The organism is Streptomyces sp. NPDC046261 (assembly GCF_040646235.1).
Lineage (GTDB): Bacteria > Actinomycetota > Actinomycetes > Streptomycetales > Streptomycetaceae > Streptomyces.
The window spans coordinates 29,168-52,703 of sequence record NZ_JBEYZU010000018.1 but is presented as its reverse complement, the minus strand read 5'-3'; the positions used below and the strand labels follow the sequence as shown (position 1 = coordinate 52,703).

Here is a 23,536-nt window from a genome sequence, read left to right as displayed (position 1 = left end):
GGCGAGCGTGACGGCGGCCACCCGCGCGTCGTGTAGTCGTGTACCGGCTGGCGTCCGGCACAAATCCCCCGAAGTGTCGTGACACACCCGCCTACCACTCCACGCCATGTGAAATTCCCTACAGCTCAGACCATGTGAACTACGCGTCTGTTATGGCCCTCAAACGGTCCTGACCTGCGAAGAGGCGAACATTGACAGTCCTCCGATGTCGATCTAGGTTCGTTGTCGGCCGGGCTCAGCCGCTCGGGCGCAGACATTGAACAGTTGGGGGACTGGGGCTGCATGAGCACGTTGATTCTGCCTGCGTCTGATATCGCCAGGATCGTGCAACTCGTCGGCCGCGATGCGCTGATGGACCGGATGATCGAGCGAATGGCGTCCGGAATTGCCGCGCTGGGCCGCGGCGAAGTCGCCACGACACCGCCGCGCGGTGGATTCACCCGGGATTCCGACGGCATCGGCGTCATCGAATGGATGCCGCACCACGAACCCGGCAAGGGCATGACGCTCAAGACCGTGGGATACACGCCGGCCAATCCGCTGCACCATGAACTGCCCACCATTTTGGGCACGGTGACCCGTTTCGACGACATCACCGGCCGGCTGGTCGCGCTCGCGGACGGCGTGGTGCCCACCGCGATCCGGACCGGGGCCATGTCCGCGCTGGCGAGCCGGCTGCTGGCCCGTCCGGACAGTACGACCGTCGGTCTGATCGGCGCCGGCGCCCAGTCCGTCACGCAACTGCACGCCCTGACGCGGGTTTTCGACGTGCGCCGGGTCCTGGTGTCCGACATCAATCCCGAGCACGCGGCGACGTTCGCCCGCCGGGTCGCCTTCCTCGGCCGGGACCTGCGGATCGAGCTGGTCACCGCCTCGACCGTGGCCGCCGAGTCCGACATCATCTGCACCGCCACCACGGTGGGCGTCGGTGAAGGGCCCGTCCTTCCCGACACCGTCATGCGCGAGCACGTGCACGTGAACGCGGTCGGCGCCGACCTGCCCGGCAAGACCGAGCTGCCGCTCGGGCTGCTCACCCGCTCGCTCGTCACCTACGACCACCTGGCACAGTCCCGCGTCGAGGGCGAGTGCCAGCAGCTGCCCGAGGACGCCGTCGGCCCCGCGCTGGCCACGTTCTGCGCCGATCCCGGTTCGGCCGTGCCCTGGCGGGAGCGCAGCACCGTATTCGACTCCACCGGTTTCGCCTTCGAGGACCACCTGGCCCTCGACCTCTTCCTTGAACTCGCCGTCGAATACGGGCTCGGTCACACCGTCGAGGTGGAATACCACCCGGTCGACAGCCTCGACCCGTATCCGCCGCTCGCCGGTGTCGATTCCGCCGCGGGTGCTTCCACGCGTTCCGCGGTGCCGGCCGCCGCGGCCTGACCGGATCACTTGACCGGATCAATCAGCAGCATTCGCCGGGGGCTTGTCTCGCCGGCCATCCAGAGAAGGCTGAACAATGGGGCACGCAGGCATGCCTAAAACCGGTGGGCTCAGCGCGGCGATGAGCAATCTCCTCGAGCGGACACGCCGTAAGGAACAACCCACCGGAGTTGTTCCCGTCGAAAGGAACCGGCCCCTCAAGGCGTCGTTCGCGCAACAGCGGCTGTGGTTTCTCGACCAGTTGGAGCCGGGCAACGCCTCGTACAACATCCCGCTCGCGATGCGCATCCGGGGTGAGCTGAACGTCGGGCACCTCGCGCGGGCCGTCTCCGTGGTGGTCGGCCGGCACGAGGCGCTGCGTACGACCTTCGGCGAGGACGGCGGTGAGCCGGTCCAGCGGATCAGCCCGGCCGGGGCCGTGCCCGTCCCGGTCGTGACCGTGCCCGGCGACTCGCCCGCCGAGCGGCTGGCCGCGGCGCGGGAGCTGGCCGGCGCCGAGATCGCCGAGCCCTTCGACCTGGCCGTCGGCCCGCTGTTCCGGGCCAAGGTGCTGCGGCTGGACGAGCAGGACCACGTCCTGCTGCTGATCGTGCACCATGTGGCCACCGATGCCTGGTCGCAGGGTGTGCTGGTGCGGGAGCTGTCGGCCGCCTACGGGGCGCTGGTCGCCGGGCGCACGCCGGCCCTGCCGCCGCTGCCCGTGCAGTACGCGGACTACGCGGTGTGGGAGCGTGACTGGCTGTCCGGTCCGACGCTGCGGCGGCAGCTGGACTACTGGCAGAAGCAGCTGGCCGGCATGGAGCCCGCGCTGGAGCTGCCCACCGACCGGCCGCGCCCCTCCATCGCCCGCCAGGAGGGTGAGGCGGCGCGCTGGGAGCTGCCCGCCGAGGTCGTCGAAGCCGCCCGGAAGCTGGGTGCCGGCGAGAACGCGACCCTCTACATGACCCTGCTGGCCGCCTTCCAGCTGGTCCTCGCGCGGTATGTCGACAGTGAGGACATCACGGTCGGCACGCCGGTGGCGAACCGGGGCCGGTCCGAGATCGAGGGTCTCATCGGCTTCTTCGTCAACACCGTGGTCCTGCGCACCGATCTCTCCGGCGATCCGACCTACCGTGAGCTGCTGCGACGGGTCCGGGACGTGACGGTCGGCGCCTTCGCGCACGGTGACCTGCCCTTCGAGTACCTCGTCGAGCACGTACAGCCCGAGCGGGACCTGTCGCGCAACCCGCTGGTGCAGGTCCTGTTCCAGATGATCAACATTCCGGCCGAGCGGCTGTCCCTGGCCGGCCTGGAGACCGAACAGTTCGACCCGGGCCGGATCCTCACCCGGATGGACCTGGAGTTCCATCTCGTAGAGGGCGACGACGGCGGCCTGATCGGCCACATCGTCTACAGCAAGGCCCTGTTCGACGCGCCGACCATCGAGCGGCTGCTGCGCCACATCGGTGTCGTGCTGCGGTCGGCGCTGGCCGACCCCGACCGGCCGATCTCCGAGATCTCCCTGCTCGACGAGGCCGAACGGGCCCAGGTCATCGAGGAGTTCAACGACACGGCCGGGCCCGTACCGGCTGGCTCCCTGTCCGAGCTGTTCAGCGCGCAGGCGCGGCGCCGCCCGGACGCCGTGGCGGTGATCCACGGAGCGGAACGCCTCACCTACGCGGAGCTGGACCGGCGGGCGAACCAGCTCGCGCACCACCTCCAGGGCCGGGGCATCGGGCCCGAGACCCTCGTCGGGCTGTGCGTCGAACGCGGCACCGCGGTGATCGTGGCGATCCTGGGCATCCTCCGGGCCGGGGCGGCCTACGTGCCGATCGACCCGAACCACCCGCGTGACCGCATCCGCTTCGTCCTCGGCGACGCCGGCGTGACCACCGCCGTCACCCAGCAGCGCTTCACGGAGCTGTTCGAGGCGCCGGGCACCGAGCTCGTCCTCCTCGACGTCGAACGCGAGTCGCTCGACAAGCAGCCGGACAGCGCGCCGACGACGCCCACGAGCGCGGACGCCCTGGCCTACGTCATCTACACCTCCGGCTCCACCGGCGTGCCCAAGGGCATCCTGATGCCCGCCGCCTGCGTGATCAACCTGGTGGCGTGGCAGAAGCGGGCCCTGCCGGTCGGCCCCGACGCGAAGACGGCACAGTTCGCCACGGTGACGTTCGACATCTCGCTCCAGGAGATCTTCTCCGCCCTGCTGTACGGCGAGACGATCGTCATCCCCGACGAGGAACTGCGGATGGACCCGGCCGCGTTCGCCGGCTGGGCGCACGAGCACGAGCTGGCCCAGCTGTTCGTGCCCAACGTGATGCTGCGGGCGATCTCCGAGGAGGTCGATCCGCACGGCCCCGGCCTGTCCGCCCTGCGCCACCTGTCCCAGGCGGGTGAGCCGCTGTCCCTCCACCACGACCTGCGCGAGCTGTGCGAGAACCGCCCCGAGCTGCGGCTGCACAACCACTACGGTCCCAGCGAGGCCCACGTCGTCACGTCGTACTCGCTGCCGGCGTCCGTGTCCGACTGGCCGCTGACCGCGCCGATCGGCAAGCCCATCGGCAACACGCGCGTGTACGTGGTCGACCACAACCTCCGGCCGGTCCCGGTGGGCGTGCCCGGCGAGCTGTGCGTCGCCGGAGCCGGTCTGGCCAGGGGCTATCTCGGCCGCCCGGAGCTGACCGCGGCCCGCTTCGTGGCGGACCCCTTCCGTGCCGACGGCTCCCGGATGTACCGCTCCGGTGACCTGGTGCGCTGGCTGCCGGACGGGAACCTCGAGTTCCTCGGCCGGATCGACGACCAGGTCAAGATCCGCGGCTTCCGGATCGAACCGGGCGAGATCGAGGCGATCCTGGCCCGGCACGAGGACGTTCTGCACGCCGCCGTGATCGTGCGCGAGGACGTGCCCGGGGACAAGCGGCTCGTGGCCTACGCGGTCGCCGAGCCGACCGCGGCCGGCCGGGACGGACGGCTGGCCGAGACCCTGCGCCTGCACGTCGAGTCCGCGGTGCCCGAGTACATGGTGCCCTCGGCTGTCGTCGTCCTGGATTCGATGCCGCTGACCACGGGCGGCAAGATCGACCGCGGCGCGCTGCCCGCGCCCGATCTGCGTACCGTGCTCGAGGTCGGCTACGTCGCCCCGCGCACGCCCGAGGAAGAGGCCGTCTGTGCCATCTACGCCGATCTGCTGGGCGTGGAGCGGGTCGGCATCGAGGACGACTTCTTCTCGCTGGGTGGTCACTCCCTGATCGCCACCAGGGTGGTCGCCAGGATCCGGGCCGCGCTCGGCGTCTCGATACCCCTGAAGGCGATCTTCCAGCAGCGGACGCCACGGGAGCTGGCCGTCACGGTGGCGGGCGCGGCCGGCGCCGGCACCGAGCACGAGCTTCCGCCGCTGGTCCCGCTCGAGCGCTCCCGTTCCCTCCCCGTGCCGTTCAGCTTCGCGCAGCGGCAGGCCGACATGTTCTTCGAGGACATCCTGCGGGCGGGGCACTGGACCATCCCGCTGGCCGTGCGGGTCTCGGGCGAACTGGACCTCGGCCACCTGCGGCGGGCCATGGAGATCCTGGTCGCCCGGCACGAGGCCCTGCGGATCACCGTCGTCGGGAAGCCGGGCGGATACGCCCAGGCGGTCCAGCCGAGCGCGCCGGTCCGCATGGAGGTGATCGAGGTCGCCGACGCCGCGGAGGCCGCGGTGCTGGCGGGCCGCGAGGCCGCCCGGCCGTTCGACCTCACCGGGGACGCACTGGCCCGGCTGAGCGTCCTGCGGCTGGGCGAGCGCGACCACGTCCTGGTGCTCGCCCTGCACCACCTGGTCACCGACGGCTGGTCCCGGGGCGTGCTCATCCGTGACCTGTCCGAGGTGTACTCGGCGCTGGTCGGCGGGACCGAGGCCGAACTGCCCGAACTTCCGGTGCAGTACACCGACTTCTCCCTGTGGGAGCAGCAGTGGCTGCGAGGGCCGCTGCTGGAGGGCCTGCTGGACTACTGGCACGGCCACTACGAGGGCATGGTGCCGGCCGAGCTGCCCACCGACCGACCGCGCCAGGACGTGGCCAGCTACGACAGCGGCGTCTTCCACTGGCGGCTTCCGCTGGAGGTCGTCGCGGCCGCCCGCCGGCTGGGGGAGTCCGCGCACGCCACGCTGTACATGACCCTGCTGGCCGCGATGAAGCTGGTGATATCCGCCCGCTCGGCGAGCCCGGACGTCCTCGTCGGCATGCCGATGGCCGGCCGGGGCCGCGACGAGCTGGAGAACATGGTCGGCCTCGTCTCCAAGCTGCTGGCCGTGCGGACCGACCTGGGCGGCGATCCGACGTTCCACGACCTGCTGGTCAAGGTGCGCGACGCGATGTCCGACGCGCACGCCCACCAGGACGTGCCGTTCGTCCATGCCGTCGACCGGTGGGCGGGCGGGGCCCCGCTGTTCCAGGACCCGCCGGTGAAGGTGGTCTTCCAGATCGTCAACACGCCGCCGCAGACCCTGCGCCTCGCGGAGGCGACGGCCGAGCCGTTCCTGATGAGCCACCCGCCGGTCCACATCAACCTGGACATGGAGATCGACCTGTACGAGGACACCGTGGACGGCTCGCTCGCCGGCACGGTGCTCTACAGCACCTCGCTCTTCGACAGCGCGACCATCGAGAGCCTCTGCGACGACGTCGTGGCCGTCGTCGCGTCCGCCGCGGCGGATGCCGGCCGGCCGCTCTCCCACGTGTGGAGCGAGCGCTTCCACGGTCGGTGACCAGGGCGGCGGCAGGACGCCGCCGCCCCGTCAGTGACCACGCACATCCCGCCAGGAACACCCAGTACCACCGAGGATCATCATGGAAGCGGACGAGGCTGTCGCCGTCGTCGGAATGTCCTGCCGGTTCCCGCAGGCCCCCGATCCCAGCGCGTTCTGGCGGCTGTTGACCGCCGGCGCCTCGGCCGTCACCCAGGTGCCGGCCGGCCGGTGGACGCTGCCCGGGTCGGCGCCCGCCGGCATCCGCCACGGCGGCTTCATCGACGACGTCGACCGCTTCGACCCCGCCTTCTTCGGCATCTCGCCGCGGGAGGCGGCGGCGATGGATCCGCAGCAGCGGCTGATGCTGGAGCTGGCCTGGGAGGGGCTGGAGAACGCCGGCATCGTCCCCGCCACCCTGGACGGCGCCACGGTCGGCACGTTCCTCGGCGTGATGGCGCACGACTACGCGGAGCTCTCCCGCGGCCGGCGCTCGCACCACACGCTGACCGGCACCCACCGGGCGATGATCGCCAACCGCGTCTCGCACAGCCTCGGGCTGCGCGGCCCCAGCGTGACCGTCGACGCTGCCCAGGCGTCCTCCCTGGTCGCGGTGCACATGGCGGCGGACAGCGTGCGCCGGGGCGAGTCGCTGCTGGCGCTGGCCGGCGGGGTGAACCTCAACCTGGTCCCGGAAACCGCCGCGGACATCGCCGAGTTCGGCGCGCTCTCCCCCGACGGCCGCTGCTACACCTTCGACGCGCGCGCCAACGGCTACGTACGCGGCGAGGGCGGCGGCCTGGTCGTACTGAAGCCGCTGTCCCGCGCCCTCGCGGACGGCGACACGGTCTACTGCGTCATCGCGGGCAGCGCGGTCAACAACGACGGCGGCGGGGCCTCACTGACGACGCCGGATCCCCGCGGCCAGGCGGCCGTCGTGCGGCTCGCCCAGGAACGGGCGGGGGTCTCGCCCGCGGACGTGCAGTACGTGGAGCTGCACGGAACCGGGACGGCCCTCGGCGACCCGGTGGAGGCGGACGCCCTCGGGCGCGTCTTCGGCCGGACGGGTGGGGACGCGGGCGCGGGCGGGGACACGGGCGCGGACACGGACACGGACACTGGCGGGGACACGGGCGCGGGCGCGGAAGGCGATCTGACGGGAACGGCCGGGTCGGTCGTGGGCCGCCGCCCCGTGGACGTCGGCTCGGTCAAGACCAACATCGGGCACCTGGAGGGCGCCGCGGGCATCGCGGGGCTGCTCAAGACCGCACTGGCCGTCCACCACCGCCATCTGCCGGCGTCCTTGAACTTCGAGACCCCCAACCCGCGCATCCCCCTGGACGTGCTGAACCTCACCGTCCGCAGCACCCCGGGCGCCTGGCGCGAGCCCGACGCGCGCCTGGTCGCCGGCGTCAGCTCGTTCGGCATGGGCGGCACCAACTGCCACGTCGTCCTCGCCGAAGCGCCCGCGCGGCCGGCCGCCGCCGGGACGGGGACGGGGACGGCCATGCGTCCGCTCCCCCTGACACTGTCGGGGACGACGGAGGCGGCCCTGCGGGAGCAGGCGCTCCGGTTGCGGGCCCACCTGGACCACCCGGACCAGGCGCGGGACCGGGAGCCTGCCCCCGGCCTGGCCGACGTCGGGCTCTCCCTCGCGACCACGAGGTCGCACTTCGAGCACCGCGCCGTGATCGTCGCCGAGGACGCCGGCGGCGCGGCCCGGGCACTGGACGCGCTGGCCCGGGGCGACGTGGCCGCCGGGCTGGTCACGGGCGTCGCCCGGCCCACGGGCAAGATCGCCTACAGCTTCACCGGGCAGGGCGCGCAGCGCCTCGGCATGGGCTGGGAACTCGCCGCGGCCCACCCGGCGTTCGCCCGGGCCTTCGACGACGTCTGCGCGGAACTGGACCGGCATCTGGACCGGCCCGTCCGCGAGGTGATCGACGGGGAGGACGACCGGCTGCTGGAGCAGACGGTCCACGCGCAGGCCGCGCTGTTCGCCGTCGAGGTGGCGTTGTTCCGGCTGCTCGAGGACTTCGGGCCGGCACCGGACATGCTGATCGGCCACTCGATCGGCGAGGTGGCCGCGGCGCATGTCGCCGGTGTGCTGTCCCTCGCGGACGCGGCGGCCTTCGTCGCCGCCCGCGGCCGGCTGATGCAGTCGGTCTCCGCACCGGGCGCGATGGTGCTGCTGGAGGCCGCCGAGGACGAGGTCACGGCCGCGTTGGCGGCCGGCGGTCAGGCTGCCGCGGGGATCTCCGTCGCGGCGGTCAACGGCCCCTCCGCGACCGTCGTCTCCGGCGACGAGCAGGCCGTACTGGATTTCGCGGCCGACTGGGAGCGGCGCGGCCGCAGGACCAAACGGCTGCGCACCAGCCACGCCTTCCACTCCTCGCACATGGACCCGGTGCTCGACGAGCTGCGCCAGGTCGCCGAGGGACTGACCTTCCGGGCACCCCGCATACCGCTGGTGTCCAACGTCACCGGCACGCTGGCCACAGCCGAGGAGCTGTGCTCGCCGGAGTACTGGGTGCAGCACGTCCGCCGGACCGTACGTTTCCTGGACGGCGTGCGCTGTCTGGAGGCCGAAGGCGTCACCACCTTCGTGGAGCTGGGTCCGGACAAGGCCCTCACCACCCTGACCCGTGAGTGCCTGACCCGCCCCGCCGTCCTCGTCGGCACCCTGCGGCGCGACCGCCCCGAGGCACAGGCCCTGGTCACGGCGCTGGCCGAACTCCACGTCTCGGGCGCCGAGGTGGCGTGGGACACGGCGTTCCCCGGCAGCCGACGGGTCCCGCTGCCCACCTACGCGTTCCAGCGCCGGTCCTACTGGATCGACGCGGCCGGACCGGCCGGGCACGCGGACGCAGCGGCGCCCGCCCCTGCCCTGCCCGCACCGCCGACACCGCCGATGCCGCCGATGCCGCCGCAGGACCAGCACGACGACCGCTCCCCCGCCGGGACCGACCGGCCCCGCGCCGTACTCGCGCTCGTACGGCAGCACGCCGCCGTCGTCCTCGGGCACGACAGCGCCGCATCCGTCGACGACGGGCGTACGTTCAAGGAGCTCGGCTTCGACTCGATCACCGCGGTCGAGCTCTGCGGGCGACTGAGCACGGCCACCGGCCTCGACCTGCCCGGCACCCTGCTCTTCGACCACCCGACTCCCGCCGCCCTCGCCGCTCACCTCCACCGCCGCATCCACGGCGGGCCGGACGAGGCCGCGGAAGCTCCCGGCACACCCGTGCCGGCCACCGGCGACGACCCGGTGGTCGTCGTCGGGATGAGCTGCCGGTTCCCCGGCGGGGTGCGCTCGCCGGAGGACCTGTGGCGGATCGTGGCCGACGGCGCGGACGTGATCTCCGCCTTCCCGACGGACCGGGGCTGGGACCTCGACGGCCTCTACCACCCCGACGCCGACCAGCCGGGCACCTCATATGCCCGCGACGGTGGCTTCCTCCACGACGCGGCCGACTTCGACGCCGCGTTCTTCGGGATCTCCCCGCGTGAGGCGGCCGCGATGGACCCGCAGCAGCGACTGCTGCTGGAAGCGTCCTGGGAGGCGTTCGAACGCGCGGGCATTCCCGCGGAGTCCCTCAAGGGCAGCCGAACCGGAGTGTTCGTCGGCGCGTCCTCGTCCGGCTACGCGGCCGGCGCCGGGGAATCGGCCGAGGGCTACCAGTTGACCGGCAGCGCGGCGAGCGTCGCCTCGGGCCGGGTGTCCTACACCCTGGGGCTCCAGGGGCCGGCGGTGACGGTGGACACGGCCTGTTCGTCGTCGCTGGTCGCCCTGCACCTGGCGGTGCAGGCGCTGCGGAACGGCGAGTGCGCGCTGGCCCTGGCCGGCGGCGTGAGTGTGATGGCCACGCCCGGCATGTTCGTGGAGTTCTCGCGCCAGCGGGGACTCGCGGCGGACGGCCGCTGCAAGGCGTTCGCCGCGGCCGCGGACGGTACGGGCTGGGCCGAGGGCGTCGGCATGCTCCTCGTCGAGCGGCTGTCGGACGCGGTGCGCAACGGGCACCGGGTACTGGCCGTGGTCCGGGGTTCCGCCGTCAACCAAGACGGTGCCTCGAACGGTCTGACGGCGCCGAACGGCCCCTCGCAACAGCGCGTCATCCGCCAGGCGTTGGTGAGCGCGGGCCTGACGGCCTCGGACGTCGACGCGGTGGAGGCGCACGGTACGGGCACGACGCTGGGTGACCCCATCGAGGCGCAGGCGCTGCTGGCGACGTACGGGCAGGACCGGGAGCAGCCTTTGCTGCTGGGGTCGGTCAAGTCGAACATCGGGCACACGCAGGCCGCTGCGGGTGTGGCCGGTGTCATCAAGATGGTCATGGCCATGCGGCACGGCGTGCTGCCCCGGACCCTCCATGTCGACGAGCCGTCGCCGCACGTCGACTGGGCGGCAGGCTCGGTGGAGCTGCTGACCGAGCAGAGGGACTGGCCGGAGACGGGCGCTCCGCGACGTGCGGGCGTGTCGTCGTTCGGCGTGAGCGGCACCAACGCCCACGTCGTGCTGGAGCAGGCGCCACCGGTGGCCGAGCCGGAGAGCGGGACCACCGCGTCACCGCTCGTGCTCCCTTGGGTCCTCTCGGGCCACGGCGAGACAGGGCTCAGGGCACAGGCGGAGCGGCTGCGCTCCTTCGTGGAGGACGGCCCGGAGCTGTCCGACGCCCATGTGGGCTGGTCGCTGGCGTCGACGCGGGCGACGCTGTCGCACCGCGCAGTGGTCGTGGGCGCGGACCGTGACGCGCTGATGCGCGGACTGGACGCGGTGGCGAACGGGGAGTCCGCCCCGGGCGTCGTGCAGGGCAGCGCCGTATCCGGCGACGTGGTGTTCGTGTTCCCGGGTCAGGGTTCGCAGTGGACCGGGATGGCGCTGCAGCTCATCGAGACGTCGCCCGTCTTCGCAGAGCGGATGCGAGTGTGCGCGGCCGCACTCAGCACGTTCGTCGACTGGTCGCTCTTCGACGTACTCGACGACAAGGACGCGCTGCGCCGCGTGGATGTGGTGCAGCCTGCCCTGTGGGCCGTCATGGTCTCACTCGCGGAACTGTGGCGCTCCTACGGCGTCACGCCGGCAGCGGTGGTGGGTCACTCGCAAGGTGAGATCGCGGCGGCGTGCGTCGCGGGTGGTCTGTCTCTGGAGGACGGCGCCCGCATCGTGGCTCTGCGGAGTAAGGCTCTGCTGGTGTTGTCGGGTCAGGGCGGCATGGTGTCGGTGCCGCTCCCGGCGGATCAGCTGCGCGGCCGGGACGGACTGTCCATCGCAGCCGTCAACGGCCCCGCCTCGACCGTCGTATCGGGCGACAACGACGTGCTGGACGCGCTACTGGCGGAGTTCCCGCAGGCCAAGCGCATCCCCGTCGACTACGCCTCCCACTCCGACCACGTCGAACAAATCCAGGACGAGCTCGCCGAAGCACTCGCCTCGATCACACCGCGTACGGGCAGCATCCCGTTCTACTCGACTGTCACAGGCCAGCTGACCGATACAGCGGAGCTGGACGCCGCCTACTGGTACCGCAATCTCCGCCACACCGTCGAATTCCAGAACACCATCGGCAACCTCCTCACCCTCGGCCACACCCTCTTCGTCGAGAGCAGCCCCCACCCCGTCCTGACCGTCGGCGTCCAGGACACCATCGACGCCAGCGACACCCACGCCGTCGTGACCGGCTCCCTCCGACGCGGCGAAGGCGGCGTCGAGCGGTTCCTGCTCTCCCTCGCGCAGTTGCACGTGTGTGGTGCCCACGTGGACTGGCGGCCGGTCTTCGCCGGTGCCCGACAGGTGGAGCTGCCGACCTACGCCTTCCAGCGGGAACGCTTCTGGCTGGAGCCGTCCGTCATGGACGCGGCCGACTCCCGGTTCTGGGACGCCGTGGAACGCGAAGATGTGGCGTCGCTCGCGGCCACCTTGCAGGTCGACGGGGCGTCGCTGGACGGCGTCGTGCCCGCTCTGTCGTCGTGGCGCCGTCGGCGTCGTGGGCAGTCCGTGGTGGACGCCTGGCGTTACCGCATCGGCTGGAAGCCGCTGTCCGGCCTGGGCACCGGTGCGCCGTCCGGCATCTGGCTGGCCGTGGTCGCGGCAGGTGACGAGTGGTCCGCCGCGTGCGGCCGGGCCCTGGCCGAGCACGATGTGCGGGTCCGTACGGTCGAGGTGCGGCCGGGCAGCGCAGGGCGCTCAGCGCTGCAGGGGCTGCTCGCGGAGGCTGCGGGGGACGACGACGTCGCCGGCATCGTCTCGTTCCTGGCCGTCGACGAACGTGCGCACGCCACGCACTCCGCCCTCCCCCAGGGACTGGCGAACACGGTGGAGCTGCTCTGTGCGGCGGCTGCCGCCGGCATCGAGGCCCCGCTGTGGTGCGTGACCCGGTCTGCCGTGGCCGCCGTCGAGGCGGACCCGGCACCGAGCCCTGCCCAGGCGGCGGTATGGGGCTTCGGCCGGGTGGCCGGGCTGGAGCGGGCGGGGCGCTGGGGCGGGCTGATCGACCTGCCCGAGGTGTGCGACGAGCGGGTGTTGCGGCGGTTCGTCGCCACGCTGGCCGGGGCGGGCGCCGAGGACCAGATCGCGGTGCGGTCGTCCGCCGCCCTGGGCCGGCGGCTGGAGACCGCGTCGGTGGCCGGGCCGACGGGCGCATGGCGTCCGCGCGGCACGGTACTGGTCACGGGCGGGACCGGTGCGCTGGGCACACACGTGGCGAAGTGGCTGGCGGGCGCGGGGGCGGAGCATCTCGTCCTGCTGAGCCGGCGCGGGCCGCAGGCCCCGGGTGCCGCCGCGCTGGAAGCGGAACTGACCGCTCTGGGCACGCGTGTGACCGTCGCGGCCTGCGACGTCACCGATCGCACCGCCCTCGCCGAGGTGCTCCGACCGCTGTCGGACAGCCTGACCGCCGTGGTGCACCTGGCCGGTGCCGTGCAGTTCGGCGGCGCCATCGACGCCGATCTCGAGGAGTACGCCGACGTCTTCCGCGCCAAGGTCACCGGCGCCGCTCACTTGGACGAGCTCGTCGGTGAGGTCGTCGGCGACGAGCAGCTGGACGCGTTCGTCCTCTTCTCGTCGGCCTCGGCGGTCTGGGGCGGCGCCGGGCAGGCGGGCTACGCCGCCGCGAACGCCTTCCTCGACGCGCTGGTTCAGCAGCGCCGGTCCCGTGGCCTGCCGGGCACCTCGGTGGCCTGGGGGGCGTGGGGCGGCAGCCTCGCCGGCGAGGACGAGGAGCGTCTGCGCCGGAACGGCCTGCGGCCGATGCCGCCCGAGCTGGCGGTCGCCGCTCTCCGGCAGGCGGGCGGCCCGGGCGAGCCCTGCCTGACCGTCGCGGACGTCGACTGGTCGACCTTCGCCCCGGCGTTCACGGCCTCGCGGCCGAGCCCGCTGATCGGTGAGCTGCCCGAGGTGCGCGGCCTGGAGGGCTCCGGCACGGCCGGTGGCCACGCCGAACTGCGCACACGCCTGGCCTCGCTGCCGGCGGCGGAGCAGGAGCGGGTGCTCGCCGATCTCGTCCGCGAGCACGCCGCCGGCCTGCTGGGGCATCGCGGTGCCGCGGCGATCGACCCGACGGTGCCGTTCCGCGAGATGGGCTTCGACTCGCTCACCGCGGTCGAGCTGCGCACCCGGCTGAACGCGGCCACCGGCCTGCGCCTGCCGGCCACCCTGCTCTTCGACCACCCGACCTGCCGGGGCGTCGCCGGCTTGCTGCGGACGGAGCTCCTGGGCGTGGCGGCGTCCGGAGCGCTCGCGGGTGCGGGTGCGGGTGCGGGTGCGGCACTCGCCCCGTACGCCGCCGACGAGCCGATCGCGATCGTCGCGATGAGCTGCCGGTTCCCGGGCGACATCCGCTCTCCCGAGGACCTTTGGCGGCTGGTCGACGAGGGCCGGGAGGTCCTCTCGGAGTTTCCCGACGACCGTGGCTGGGACGCCGACGGTCTGTACGACCCCGACCCGGACCGGGCCGGCAAGTCCTACGTGCGTGCCGGCGGATTCCTGCACGATGCGGCCGAGTTCGACGCGGGCTTCTTCGGTATCTCTCCGCGTGAGGCCCTGGCGATGGACCCGCAGCAGCGGCTGCTGCTCCAGGCCGCGTGGGAGGCATTCGAGCGCGCCAGGATCGCGCCCGATGCGGTGCGGTCCACGCGCACCGGCGTGTTCATCGGCGGCTGGTCGCAGGGCTACCCGTCGGATGCCGACGAGGGGTACGCGCTGACCGGCTCCGCGACCAGCGTGATGTCCGGGCGCATCGCCTACGCCCTGGGCCTGCAGGGCCCGGCGCTCACCGTGGACGCGGCCTGTTCGTCGTCGCTGGTGGCGTTGCACCTGGCGTGCGAGTCGCTGCGGCGCGGCGAGTGCACGATGGCGCTCGCCGGCGGTGTCACCGTCATGGCGACACCGGCGACGTTCGTGGAGTTCTCGCGTCAGAGGGGCCTGGCCGTCGACGGCCGGTGCAAGTCGTTCGCGGCGGCGGCGGACGGTACGGGCTGGGCCGAGGGCGTCGGCATGCTCCTCGTCGAGCGACTGTCGGACGCCCAGCGCAACGGCCACCAGGTCCTCGCCGTCGTACGCGGCTCCGCCGTCAACCAGGACGGCGCCTCCAACGGCCTCACCGCCCCCAACGGGCCGTCCCAGCAGCGCGTCATCCAGCAGGCGCTGGCGAACGCGGGACTGTCGACGGCTGACGTCGACGCGGTCGAGGCGCACGGCACGGGCACGACCCTGGGCGACCCGATCGAGGCCCAGGCACTCCTGGCCACGTACGGCCAGGGCCGTGCCGCCGACCGGCCGCTGCTGCTGGGCTCGCTCAAGTCCAACCTCGGGCACAGCCAGGCCGCCGCCGGTGTCGCCGGGGTCATGAAGATGGTGATGGCGATCCGGCACGGCGTGCTGCCGCAGACCCTGCACGTCGACGAACCGACGCCCAAGGTGGACTGGTCCACGGGCGCCGTCGACCTCCTCACCGAGCGGACGGACTGGCCCGAGGCCGGTCGGCCGCGCCGGGCCGGCGTGTCCGCGTTCGGCGTGAGCGGCACCAACGCCCACGTCATCCTCGAGCAGGCTCCGCAGGTGGTGCCGGAGGCCGGTCCCGAGGCCACAGAGGAACGGAACGGTTCGCTGCCCGTCGTTCCCTGGGTGCTGTCGGGTGACGGCGAGGCGGGGCTGCGCACGCAGGTCGAGCGCTTGCGGTCCTTCGTGACGGACAACCCGCACCTGGACCCGGTGGACGTCGGCTGGTCGCTGGTCTCGACGCGGGCGACGCTGTCGCACCGCGCGGTCGTCGTGGGCGCGGAGCTCGACGAGCTCCGGGACGGGCTGGACGCCCTGGAGACCACGGGCGCGGCCGAACCGGGGCGCGGTGTGGTGTTCGTGTTCCCGGGTCAGGGGTCGCAGTGGACCGGGATGGCGCTGGAGCTCATCGAGACCTCGCCCGTCTTCGCAGAGCGGATGCGAGTGTGCGCGGCGGCACTCAGCACGTTCGTCGAATGGTCGCTCTTCGACGTCCTCGACGACGAGGACGCGCTGCGCCGCGTGGACGTGGTGCAGCCCGTGCTGTGGGCCGTCATGGTCTCACTCGCGGAACTGTGGCGCTCCTACGGCGTCACGCCGGCAGCGGTGGTCGGTCACAGCCAGGGCGAGATCGCGGCGGCGTGCGTCGCGGGCGGGCTGTCGCTGGAGGACGGCGCCCGCGTCGTGGCTCTGCGCAGCAAGGCTCTGCTGGCGTTGTCGGGTCAGGGCGGGATGGTGTCCGTACCCCTGCTGGCCGATCAGCTGCGCGGCCGGGACGGCCTGTCGATAGCAGCCGTCAACGGCCCCGCCTCGACCGTCGTATCAGGCGACAACGACATCCTGGACGCGCTGCTGGCGGAGTTCCCGCAGGCCAAGCGCATCCCCGTCGACTACGCCTCCCACTCCCCCCACGTCGAACAACTTGAGGGCGAGCTCGCGGAAGCACTGGCGCCGATCGCGCCGCGAACAGGCAACGTCCCGTTCTACTCGACCGTCACCGGCGAACTCACCGACACCGCCGAACTCGACGCGGCCTACTGGTACCGCAACCTCCGCCACACCGTCGAATTCCAGAACACCATCGAGAATCTCCTCACCCTCGGCCACACCGTCTTCGTCGAGACCAGCCCCCACCCCGTCCTGACCGTCGGTGTCCAGGACACCATCGACGCCACCGACGCCAGCGACACCCACGCCGTCGTGACCGGCTCCCTCCGACGTGACCACGGTGGGCCGGCCCAGTTCCTCACCTCGCTGTCCCGGCTGCATGTGCAGGGCGTCGACGTGGATTGGCAGGCAGCGTTCGCCGGGCTCGGGGCGCGGGTCGTCGATCTGCCGACCTATGTCTTCAAGCGCGAGCGCTTCTGGGTGGCGCCCGGTCGGCAGGCGTCGGGAACGGCCGGCTTCGACCATCCCCTGCTGGGCACGGAGGTGCCGTTGCCGGACTCCGGCGGCGGCGTGCTGACGGGCACGCTCACTCTGGCGGGTCAGCCGTGGCTCGCCGAACACGCGGTGTCCGACGTCGTGATCTTCCCGGGTACCGGGTTCGTCGAGCTCGCCCTGCAGGCGGGGCTGCGGTTCGGCTGTGACGTGGTGGAGGAGCTGACGCTGGAGGGGCCGCTGGTGCTCCCCGAGCGTGGCGCCGTCGAGGTCCAGGTGTCGGTGTCGGGAGTGGACGACGAGGGACGCCGTTCGCTGTCCGTCCACGCCCGTCGCGCCGACGGCGAATGGTTCCGGCACGCCACCGGTTCGCTGGGGGTGTCCGACGACGTGCCTCGTGGTCCGCGGGAGTGGCCCCCGGCGGGCGCCACCCGGGTGGAGATCGACGGGGTCTACGACGTCCTGGCGGACCGCGGTTATGCCTACGGGCCGGTGTTCCGGGGCCTGCGCGGCGCATGGCGTCGTGGTGACGAGGTGTTCGTCGAGGTCGCGGTGGCCGAGGAGGCGCGTGCTGACGCCGCGCGGTGCGCGATGCACCCGGCCCTGCTCGACTCCGCGCTGCACGGCGTCGGGCTCGGCGGGTTGATCACTGACGACGGCCAGGCGTATCTGCCGTTCTCCTGGACCGGCGTGGCCGTGCACGGTGTCGGCGCGTCGTCTCTGCGCGTGGCGCTGTCCCCCGTCGGTACGGACGCGGTCGCCCTGCGGGTGACCGACGACTCCGGCGAACCGGTGCTGTCGGTGGATTCCCTCGTCCTGCGCCCGGTCTCGGACGGCCAACTCGCCGCTGCCCGTGGTGGTGCGGTCGACGCGTTGTTCCGCGTGGAGTGGAGAGAACAATCCCTCGGCACGGGCGGACCGGACCTCGTGCGGTTCGGCTCGCCGGCGCCGGACGGGAGCGTGCCCCGGTGGGTGGGCGTGGACGGCACCGACCCCGCCCAGATGCTGAACGTCGTGCAGCAATGGCTGTCCGGCCCTCGCTTCGCCGATTCCCGGCTCGCCGTCATCACCCACGGCGCCATGGCGGCCACCCCCGGCGAGGACGTGACGAGCCTGGACGGCGCCGCCGTATGGGGACTCGTCCGCTCCGCGCAGACCGAGAACCCCGACCGGCTCCTGCTCGTCGACCTCGACCGGCCGGACTCGCCTCTTCCCGACCTCGAGGCCGCGGCTGCCGCCGGTGAGTGGCAGCTCGCGGTCCGCGACGGACGCGTGCTCGCACCCCGTCTGGTCAAGACCCACGTCGGCACCGGTCCCGGACTCGCCACCGGTACCGCCCTCGTCACCGGGGGCACCGGAACCCTCGGCGCGCTCGTCGCCCGCCATCTCGTCGTCACCCATGGTGTACGCGAGCTGGTCCTGGTCAGCCGCCGCGGCTCCACCGCCCCCGGCGCACCCGAGCTCACCACCGAACTCCAGGACCTGGGCGCCCGCGTCCGCGTCGTCGCCTGCGACGTGGCGGACCCCGAGGCCACCGCCGAGCTCATCGCGTCCATCGACGACCTGCGCGTCGTCATCCACACAGCCGGCGTTCTCGACGACGGTGTCATCGGGTCGCTCGATCCCGACCGGCTGCGTCAGGTCATGGCGCCGAAGGCGGACGCGGCCTGGCATCTGCACCGGCTCACCCGTCATCTCGACCTCAGCGCCTTCGTCCTGTTCTCTTCCGCCGCCGGCATCCTCGGCAACGGCGGACAAGCCAGCTACGCGGCCGCCAACGTCTGTCTCGACGCACTCGCGGCACACCGCCGGGCCAACGGCCTGCCCGCCACCTCCATCGCCTGGGGCTTCTGGGAACAGCGCAGCGAACTGACCAGCGACCTGGCCGAGGTGCAGCTGTCCAGGATTTCCCGGTCGGTCGGCATGAGCCTCACCGACCAGCAGGGGCTGGAGCTGTTCGATGCCGCGCTGGCCGCCGACGAGGCGATGGTGCTGGCCGATCCGCTGAATCTCCCCGCGCTGCGTGAGCAGGCGGCCGCCGGCACCCTGCCGTCCGTTCTGCGAGGTCTGGTGACCGCACCGGTCCGCCGGGCCGCCCGGAGCGGCGGCACCCCGGCCGGGCTGCGGCACCATCTCACCGGCCGGTCCGAGGCCGAACAGAACCAGTACGTCCTGAACCTCGTGCAGGAGCAGGTCGCTTCCGTTCTCGGGTACGCGTCCGCGAAGGCCGTCGAGGTGTCGCGGACGTTCCAGGAGATCGGCTTCGACTCGCTGACCGCCGTGGAACTGCGTAACCGCATCGGTGCGGCCACCGGCGTACGGCTGCCGGCCACCGCCGTCTTCGACTATCCGACCCCCCGCGTGCTGGCGGAACACGTACGCGCGCAGGCCCTGGGCACCGTTGTCGGCGCCTCCGCCGCACCGGCCGTGACCGCGGCCGCCCCCGACGACGACCCGATCGTGATCGTCGGCATGAGCTGCCGCTATCCGGGCGGGATCAACTCGCCCGAGGAGCTGTGGCGGTTCGTCGACTCGGCGTCCGACGCCGTGTCCGTCCTCCCCTCGGACCGGGGCTGGGACCTCGCGGCCCTGGCCGGTGCGAAGGGCAGCACGGGGTCGTCGTACACGCGCGACGGCGGATTCCTGTACGACGCGGCCGAGTTCGACGCCGCGTTCTTCGGGATCTCCCCGCGCGAGGCGGCGGCGATGGATCCGCAGCAGCGCCTGCTGCTGGAGGCGTCGTGGGAGGCGTTCGAGCGGGCCGGCATCGCGCCCGATTCCCTGAAGGGCAGCAGGACCGGTGTCTTCACGGGCGTGATGTACCACGACTACGCCTCCTGGCTGCGCGACGTCCCGGAAGACGCCGAGGGCTACCTCGGGACGGGCACCGCGGGCAGTGTCGCGTCCGGCCGTGTGGCGTATACGTTCGGCCTTGAGGGCCCGGCGCTGACGGTGGACACGGCGTGTTCGTCGTCGCTGGTGGCCCTGCACCTGGCGGTGCAGGCGCTGCGGCGCGGCGAGTGCTCGATGGCGCTCGCGGGCGGTGTCACCGTGCTGGCGACGCCCCAGATCTTCGTGGAGTTCTCGCGCCAGGGCGGCCTCTCCGCCGACGGCCGGTGCAAGTCGTTCGCGGCGGCCGCGGACGGTACGGGCTGGGCCGAGGGCGTCGGCATGCTCCTCGTCGAGCGACTGTCGGACGCCCAGCGCAACGGCCATCAGGTCCTCGCCGTGGTACGCGGCTCCGCCGTCAACCAGGACGGCGCCTCCAACGGTCTGACGGCCCCCAACGGGCCGTCCCAGCAGCGCGTCATCCGCGAGGCCCTGGCCGACGCCGGCCTGGCGCCGCAGGACGTCCACGCCGTCGAGGCGCACGGCACGGGCACCACTCTCGGCGACCCCATCGAAGCGCAGGCGATCCTCGCCGCCTACGGCCAGGACCGCGAGCAGCCTCTGCTGCTCGGCTCGATCAAGTCGAACATCGGGCACACCCAGGCCGCGGCCGGTGTCGCCGGTGTCATCAAGATGGTCATGGCGATGCGGCAGGGAGTGCTGCCCCGGACCCTGCACGTCGACGAGCCCACCCCGCACGTCGACTGGACCGAAGGCGCCGTGGAGCTGCTCACCGAGCGCACGGAGTGGCCGGAGACCGGCGAACCCCGCCGCGCCGGCGTCTCCTCGTTCGGTGCGAGCGGCACCAACGCCCACGTCATCCTCGAGCAGGCACCGTCGGCTTCCGAGCCCGAGACGGAGAAGGCCGTCCTGCCGGCCGTCCCCTGGGTGGTGTCGGGGTCGGGTGAGGCCGCGCTCCAGGCACAGGCCGACCGTCTGCGGGCCTTCGTGCACCGCAACCCGGAACTCGACCCAGTGGACATCGGCTGGTCGCTGGCGTCGACTCGGGCCGCATTGTCGCACCGCGCGGTGGTCGTGGGCACGAACCGGGATGAACTGCTCGCGGGTCTCGATTCGCTGACCGCCGGAGTTCCGGTGGCCGGTGGGCTGGGCGTGCTGTTCACGGGCCAGGGCTCGCAGCGACTGGGCATGGGCCGCGAACTCCACAGCGCCTACCCGGTCTTCGCCCAGGCCTGGGACGAGGTCTGCGCCGAGCTCGACCGCCACCTCGACCGACCGCTGACCGATGTGGTGTGGGGCGAGGACGCCGAACTGCTCGGCGAAACCGTGTACACCCAGGCCGGACTCTTCGCCCTTGAGGTCTCGCTCTACCGCCTCGTCTCCTCGTGGGGTGTCACGCCGGACTATCTCCTCGGGCACTCCATCGGCGAACTGGCCGCCGCCCACATCGCAGGCGTGTGGTCACTCGAAGACGCGGCACGGATGGTTGCCGCGCGGGGCCGCCTCATGCAGGCGCTGCCCAGCGGCGGCGCCATGGTCTCCATCGCCGCCTCCGAAAGCGACGTACTCCCCCTCCTGACCGACGACGTCTCCATCGCCGCCGTCAACGGCCCGGAGTCAACAGTCATTTCGGGGGACACCGACGCCGTCGAGAACGTCGCCGACGTCATGTCCGCCCGTGGGATCAAGACCCGGCGCCTGCGGGTCAGTCATGCGTTCCACTCCCACCGGATGGACGCCATGCTGGACGACTTCGCCGCCGTACTCGACACCGTCGCCTTCCACACCCCGACCGTCCCAATCGTCTCCAACATCACCGGTGCCCTCGCAGGCGAAGAGCTCTGCACCGCCGACTACTGGGTACGCCACGTCCGCGCCACCGTCCGCTTCGCCGACGGCCTCACCACCCTCCGCAACCTCAACACCACCACCTTCCTCGAACTCGGCCCCGACGGCACCCTCACCTCACTCACCGACGGCGACGGGACACCCACCCTCCGCCCCAACCGCCCCGAACCCACCACCCTCCTCACCGCTCTCGGCACCCTCCACACGCGCGGCATCACCATCGACTGGTCCGCGATCCTCCCCGGAGCACGCCGCATCGAACTCCCCACCTACGCCTTCCAACGCGAGCGCTATTGGCTGGAGCCGGCCGCCGAGGCCGAGTCCGCCACGAGCGCGGTGGATGCCGCGTTCTGGGACGCCGTCGAGCGCGGCGACCTGGGCTCTCTCGGCATCGACGCCGACCAGCCGTTCGGCGACGTACTCCCCGCACTGTCGTCCTGGCGGCGTGCGCGGCAGGAGCAGTCGGTCGTCGACTCCTGGCGTTACCGTCTCAGCTGGATTCCGGTTCCGGCGGTGGCCGAGGCTCCGCCTCTGACCGGCACCTGGGTGGTCGTGGTCGAGCCGGGCCGTGGACCGGGCGACGCGGACATGGTCGTCGCCGCGCTGCGGACCGCCGGCGCCGACGTCCACGTGACCACGGTCGCGCAGCTGGACGGCGGCGCGGACATCGCGGGTGTCGTCTCGCTCCTCCCGGTGGTCGGAACGGTCTCCCTGGTCCAGGCCCTCGGCACGGCCGCCGTCGACGCGCCTCTCTGGTGCGTCACCCGTGGCGCCGTCTCCGTGGCCGACGGCGATGTGGTGGACCCGGACCAGTCCGCGCTCTGGGGCCTGGGCCGGGTCATCGGTCTGGAACAGCCGGACCGCTGGGGCGGGCTGATCGACCTGCCCGGCGAGCCGGACGAGCGCGCCGGAGACCTGCTGGGCCGCGTCCTGGGCGGCGCCACCGGCGAGGACCAGGTCGCCATCCGTTCCTCCGGCGTGTGGGGCTGCCGCCTGACGCGGGCGACGCCCGTACCGGACGGCGTGGCCTCTCCCGGGTTCGGGGGAAGCGCGCTGGTGACCGGTGGTACGGGCGCCCTGGGCGGCCATGTCGCGCGCTGGCTGGCGGGTACGGGCGTGGAGGAGCTGGTGCTGACCAGCCGGCGCGGCCCGGACGCGCCGGGGGCGCGGGAGCTCGTCGAGGAGCTGGAACTCTCGGGTGTCCGCGTGCGGGTCGTGGCCTGTGACGTGGCGGACCGGGACGCGGTGGCCGAGCTGCTCGGCACGCTCCCGGGCCTGAGGGTCGTCGTGCACACGGCGGGTGTTCTCGACGACGGTGTGCTGGAGTCGTTGACGCCGGAGCGCATCGAGGAGGTCATGCGGGTCAAGGCCGGCGGCGCCCGGCACCTGGACGAGCTGACCCGTGACCGCGACCTGGACGCCTTCGTCCTGTTCTCCTCCGCCGCCGCGACCCTCGGCAACGCCGGTCAGGGCAGCTACGCGGCCGCGAACGCCGTTCTGGACGGGCTGGCCCTGCAGCGCCGGTCCCGGGGCCTGCCCGCCACCTCGGTGGCCTGGGGCGCCTGGGCCGGGACGGGCATGGGGGCGGGTCAGCGGCTGTTGCCGGGGATGGCCCCGGAGGCGGCCGTGGGCGCGCTGGGCCAGGCGCTGGCGGCCGGCGAGACCACGGTGATGATCGCTGACGTGGAGTGGGCGGGCTTCGGGTCCCGGTTCACCGGGCTGCGGCCCAGCCCGCTGCTGAGCGAGGTGCTCGGCGACGTGCCGGTCCTCGCCGCCGCGCCGGTCGAGCCGGCCGACGAGCTGGCCGCCCGTCTGCGGTCGATGCCGCCGGCCGAACGGGACCGGGTGGTGCTGGAGCTCGTACGCAGCCAAGTGGCGGCCGTGCTGGGGCACGCGAAGCCCGCCTCGGTGGATCCGGCGCGCCGGTTCCTGGAGATCGGTTTCGATTCGCTGACCGCTGTGGAGCTGCGCAACCGGCTCGCCACCGCCACGGGTGTGCGTTTCCCCGCTTCGGTCATCTTCGACCACCCGACCCCGGCGGCGCTCGCCGCGCACGTCCGGGAAGAGCTGTCCGGGGACGGGCAGTCGCCCGCCCTCGATGAGCTGACCCGCCTGGAAGCGGCACTGTCCGCTCTGCCGCCCGGCGACGCGGCCGGCACGGAAGTCGCCGCGCGTCTCAAGAACTTGCTGTCCCGCTGGACGGAATCCGAAGGCAATGACGTCGACGTGGAAGTCGATTCCGCGACCGACGACGAAATTTTCGATCTCATCGGCAAGGAATTCGGCATCTCGTGACCTCTCCGTCGAACCCCGTTTCCCCGTCGAATGAGCTCGGTACCACGTTGAAAGGGCAGTCTGCGATGTCGAATGAA

General features: G+C 72.5%; 3 protein-coding genes. All 3 read left to right on the top strand.

Features of this window, described 5'->3' with window-relative positions; translation table 11 throughout:
* The first annotated feature begins 222 nt into the window (after nucleotides 1-222).
* The 3 genes from ABZ956_RS24985 (at nucleotide 223) to ABZ956_RS24975 (ending at nucleotide 23,459) form a co-directional block, all read left to right on the top strand.
* Nucleotides 223-1,383, top strand: coding sequence for an ornithine cyclodeaminase family protein (locus ABZ956_RS24985; RefSeq protein WP_361897765.1), 1,161 nt, complete (start codon nucleotides 223-225; stop codon nucleotides 1,381-1,383).
* Between the two features lie 91 nt (nucleotides 1,384-1,474).
* A complete protein-coding gene (locus ABZ956_RS24980) occupies nucleotides 1,475-6,112 on the top strand; it encodes an amino acid adenylation domain-containing protein (protein ID WP_361897762.1) in 4,638 nt (1,545 codons plus the stop codon).
* Nucleotides 6,113-6,194: 82 nt separating this feature from the next.
* Nucleotides 6,195-23,459, top strand: a complete 17,265-nt coding sequence (locus tag ABZ956_RS24975; protein WP_361897759.1) for a type I polyketide synthase — start codon at nucleotides 6,195-6,197, stop codon at nucleotides 23,457-23,459.
* Nucleotides 23,460-23,536: the final 77 nt, after the last annotated feature.

Coding starts and splice junctions, on each gene's coding strand:
- ABZ956_RS24980 (WP_361897762.1), top strand. CDS start 1,475: ATGCCTAAAACCGGTGGGCTCAGCGCGGCGATGAGCAATCTCCTCGAG.
- ABZ956_RS24975 (WP_361897759.1), top strand. CDS start 6,195: ATGGAAGCGGACGAGGCTGTCGCCGTCGTCGGAATGTCCTGCCGGTTC.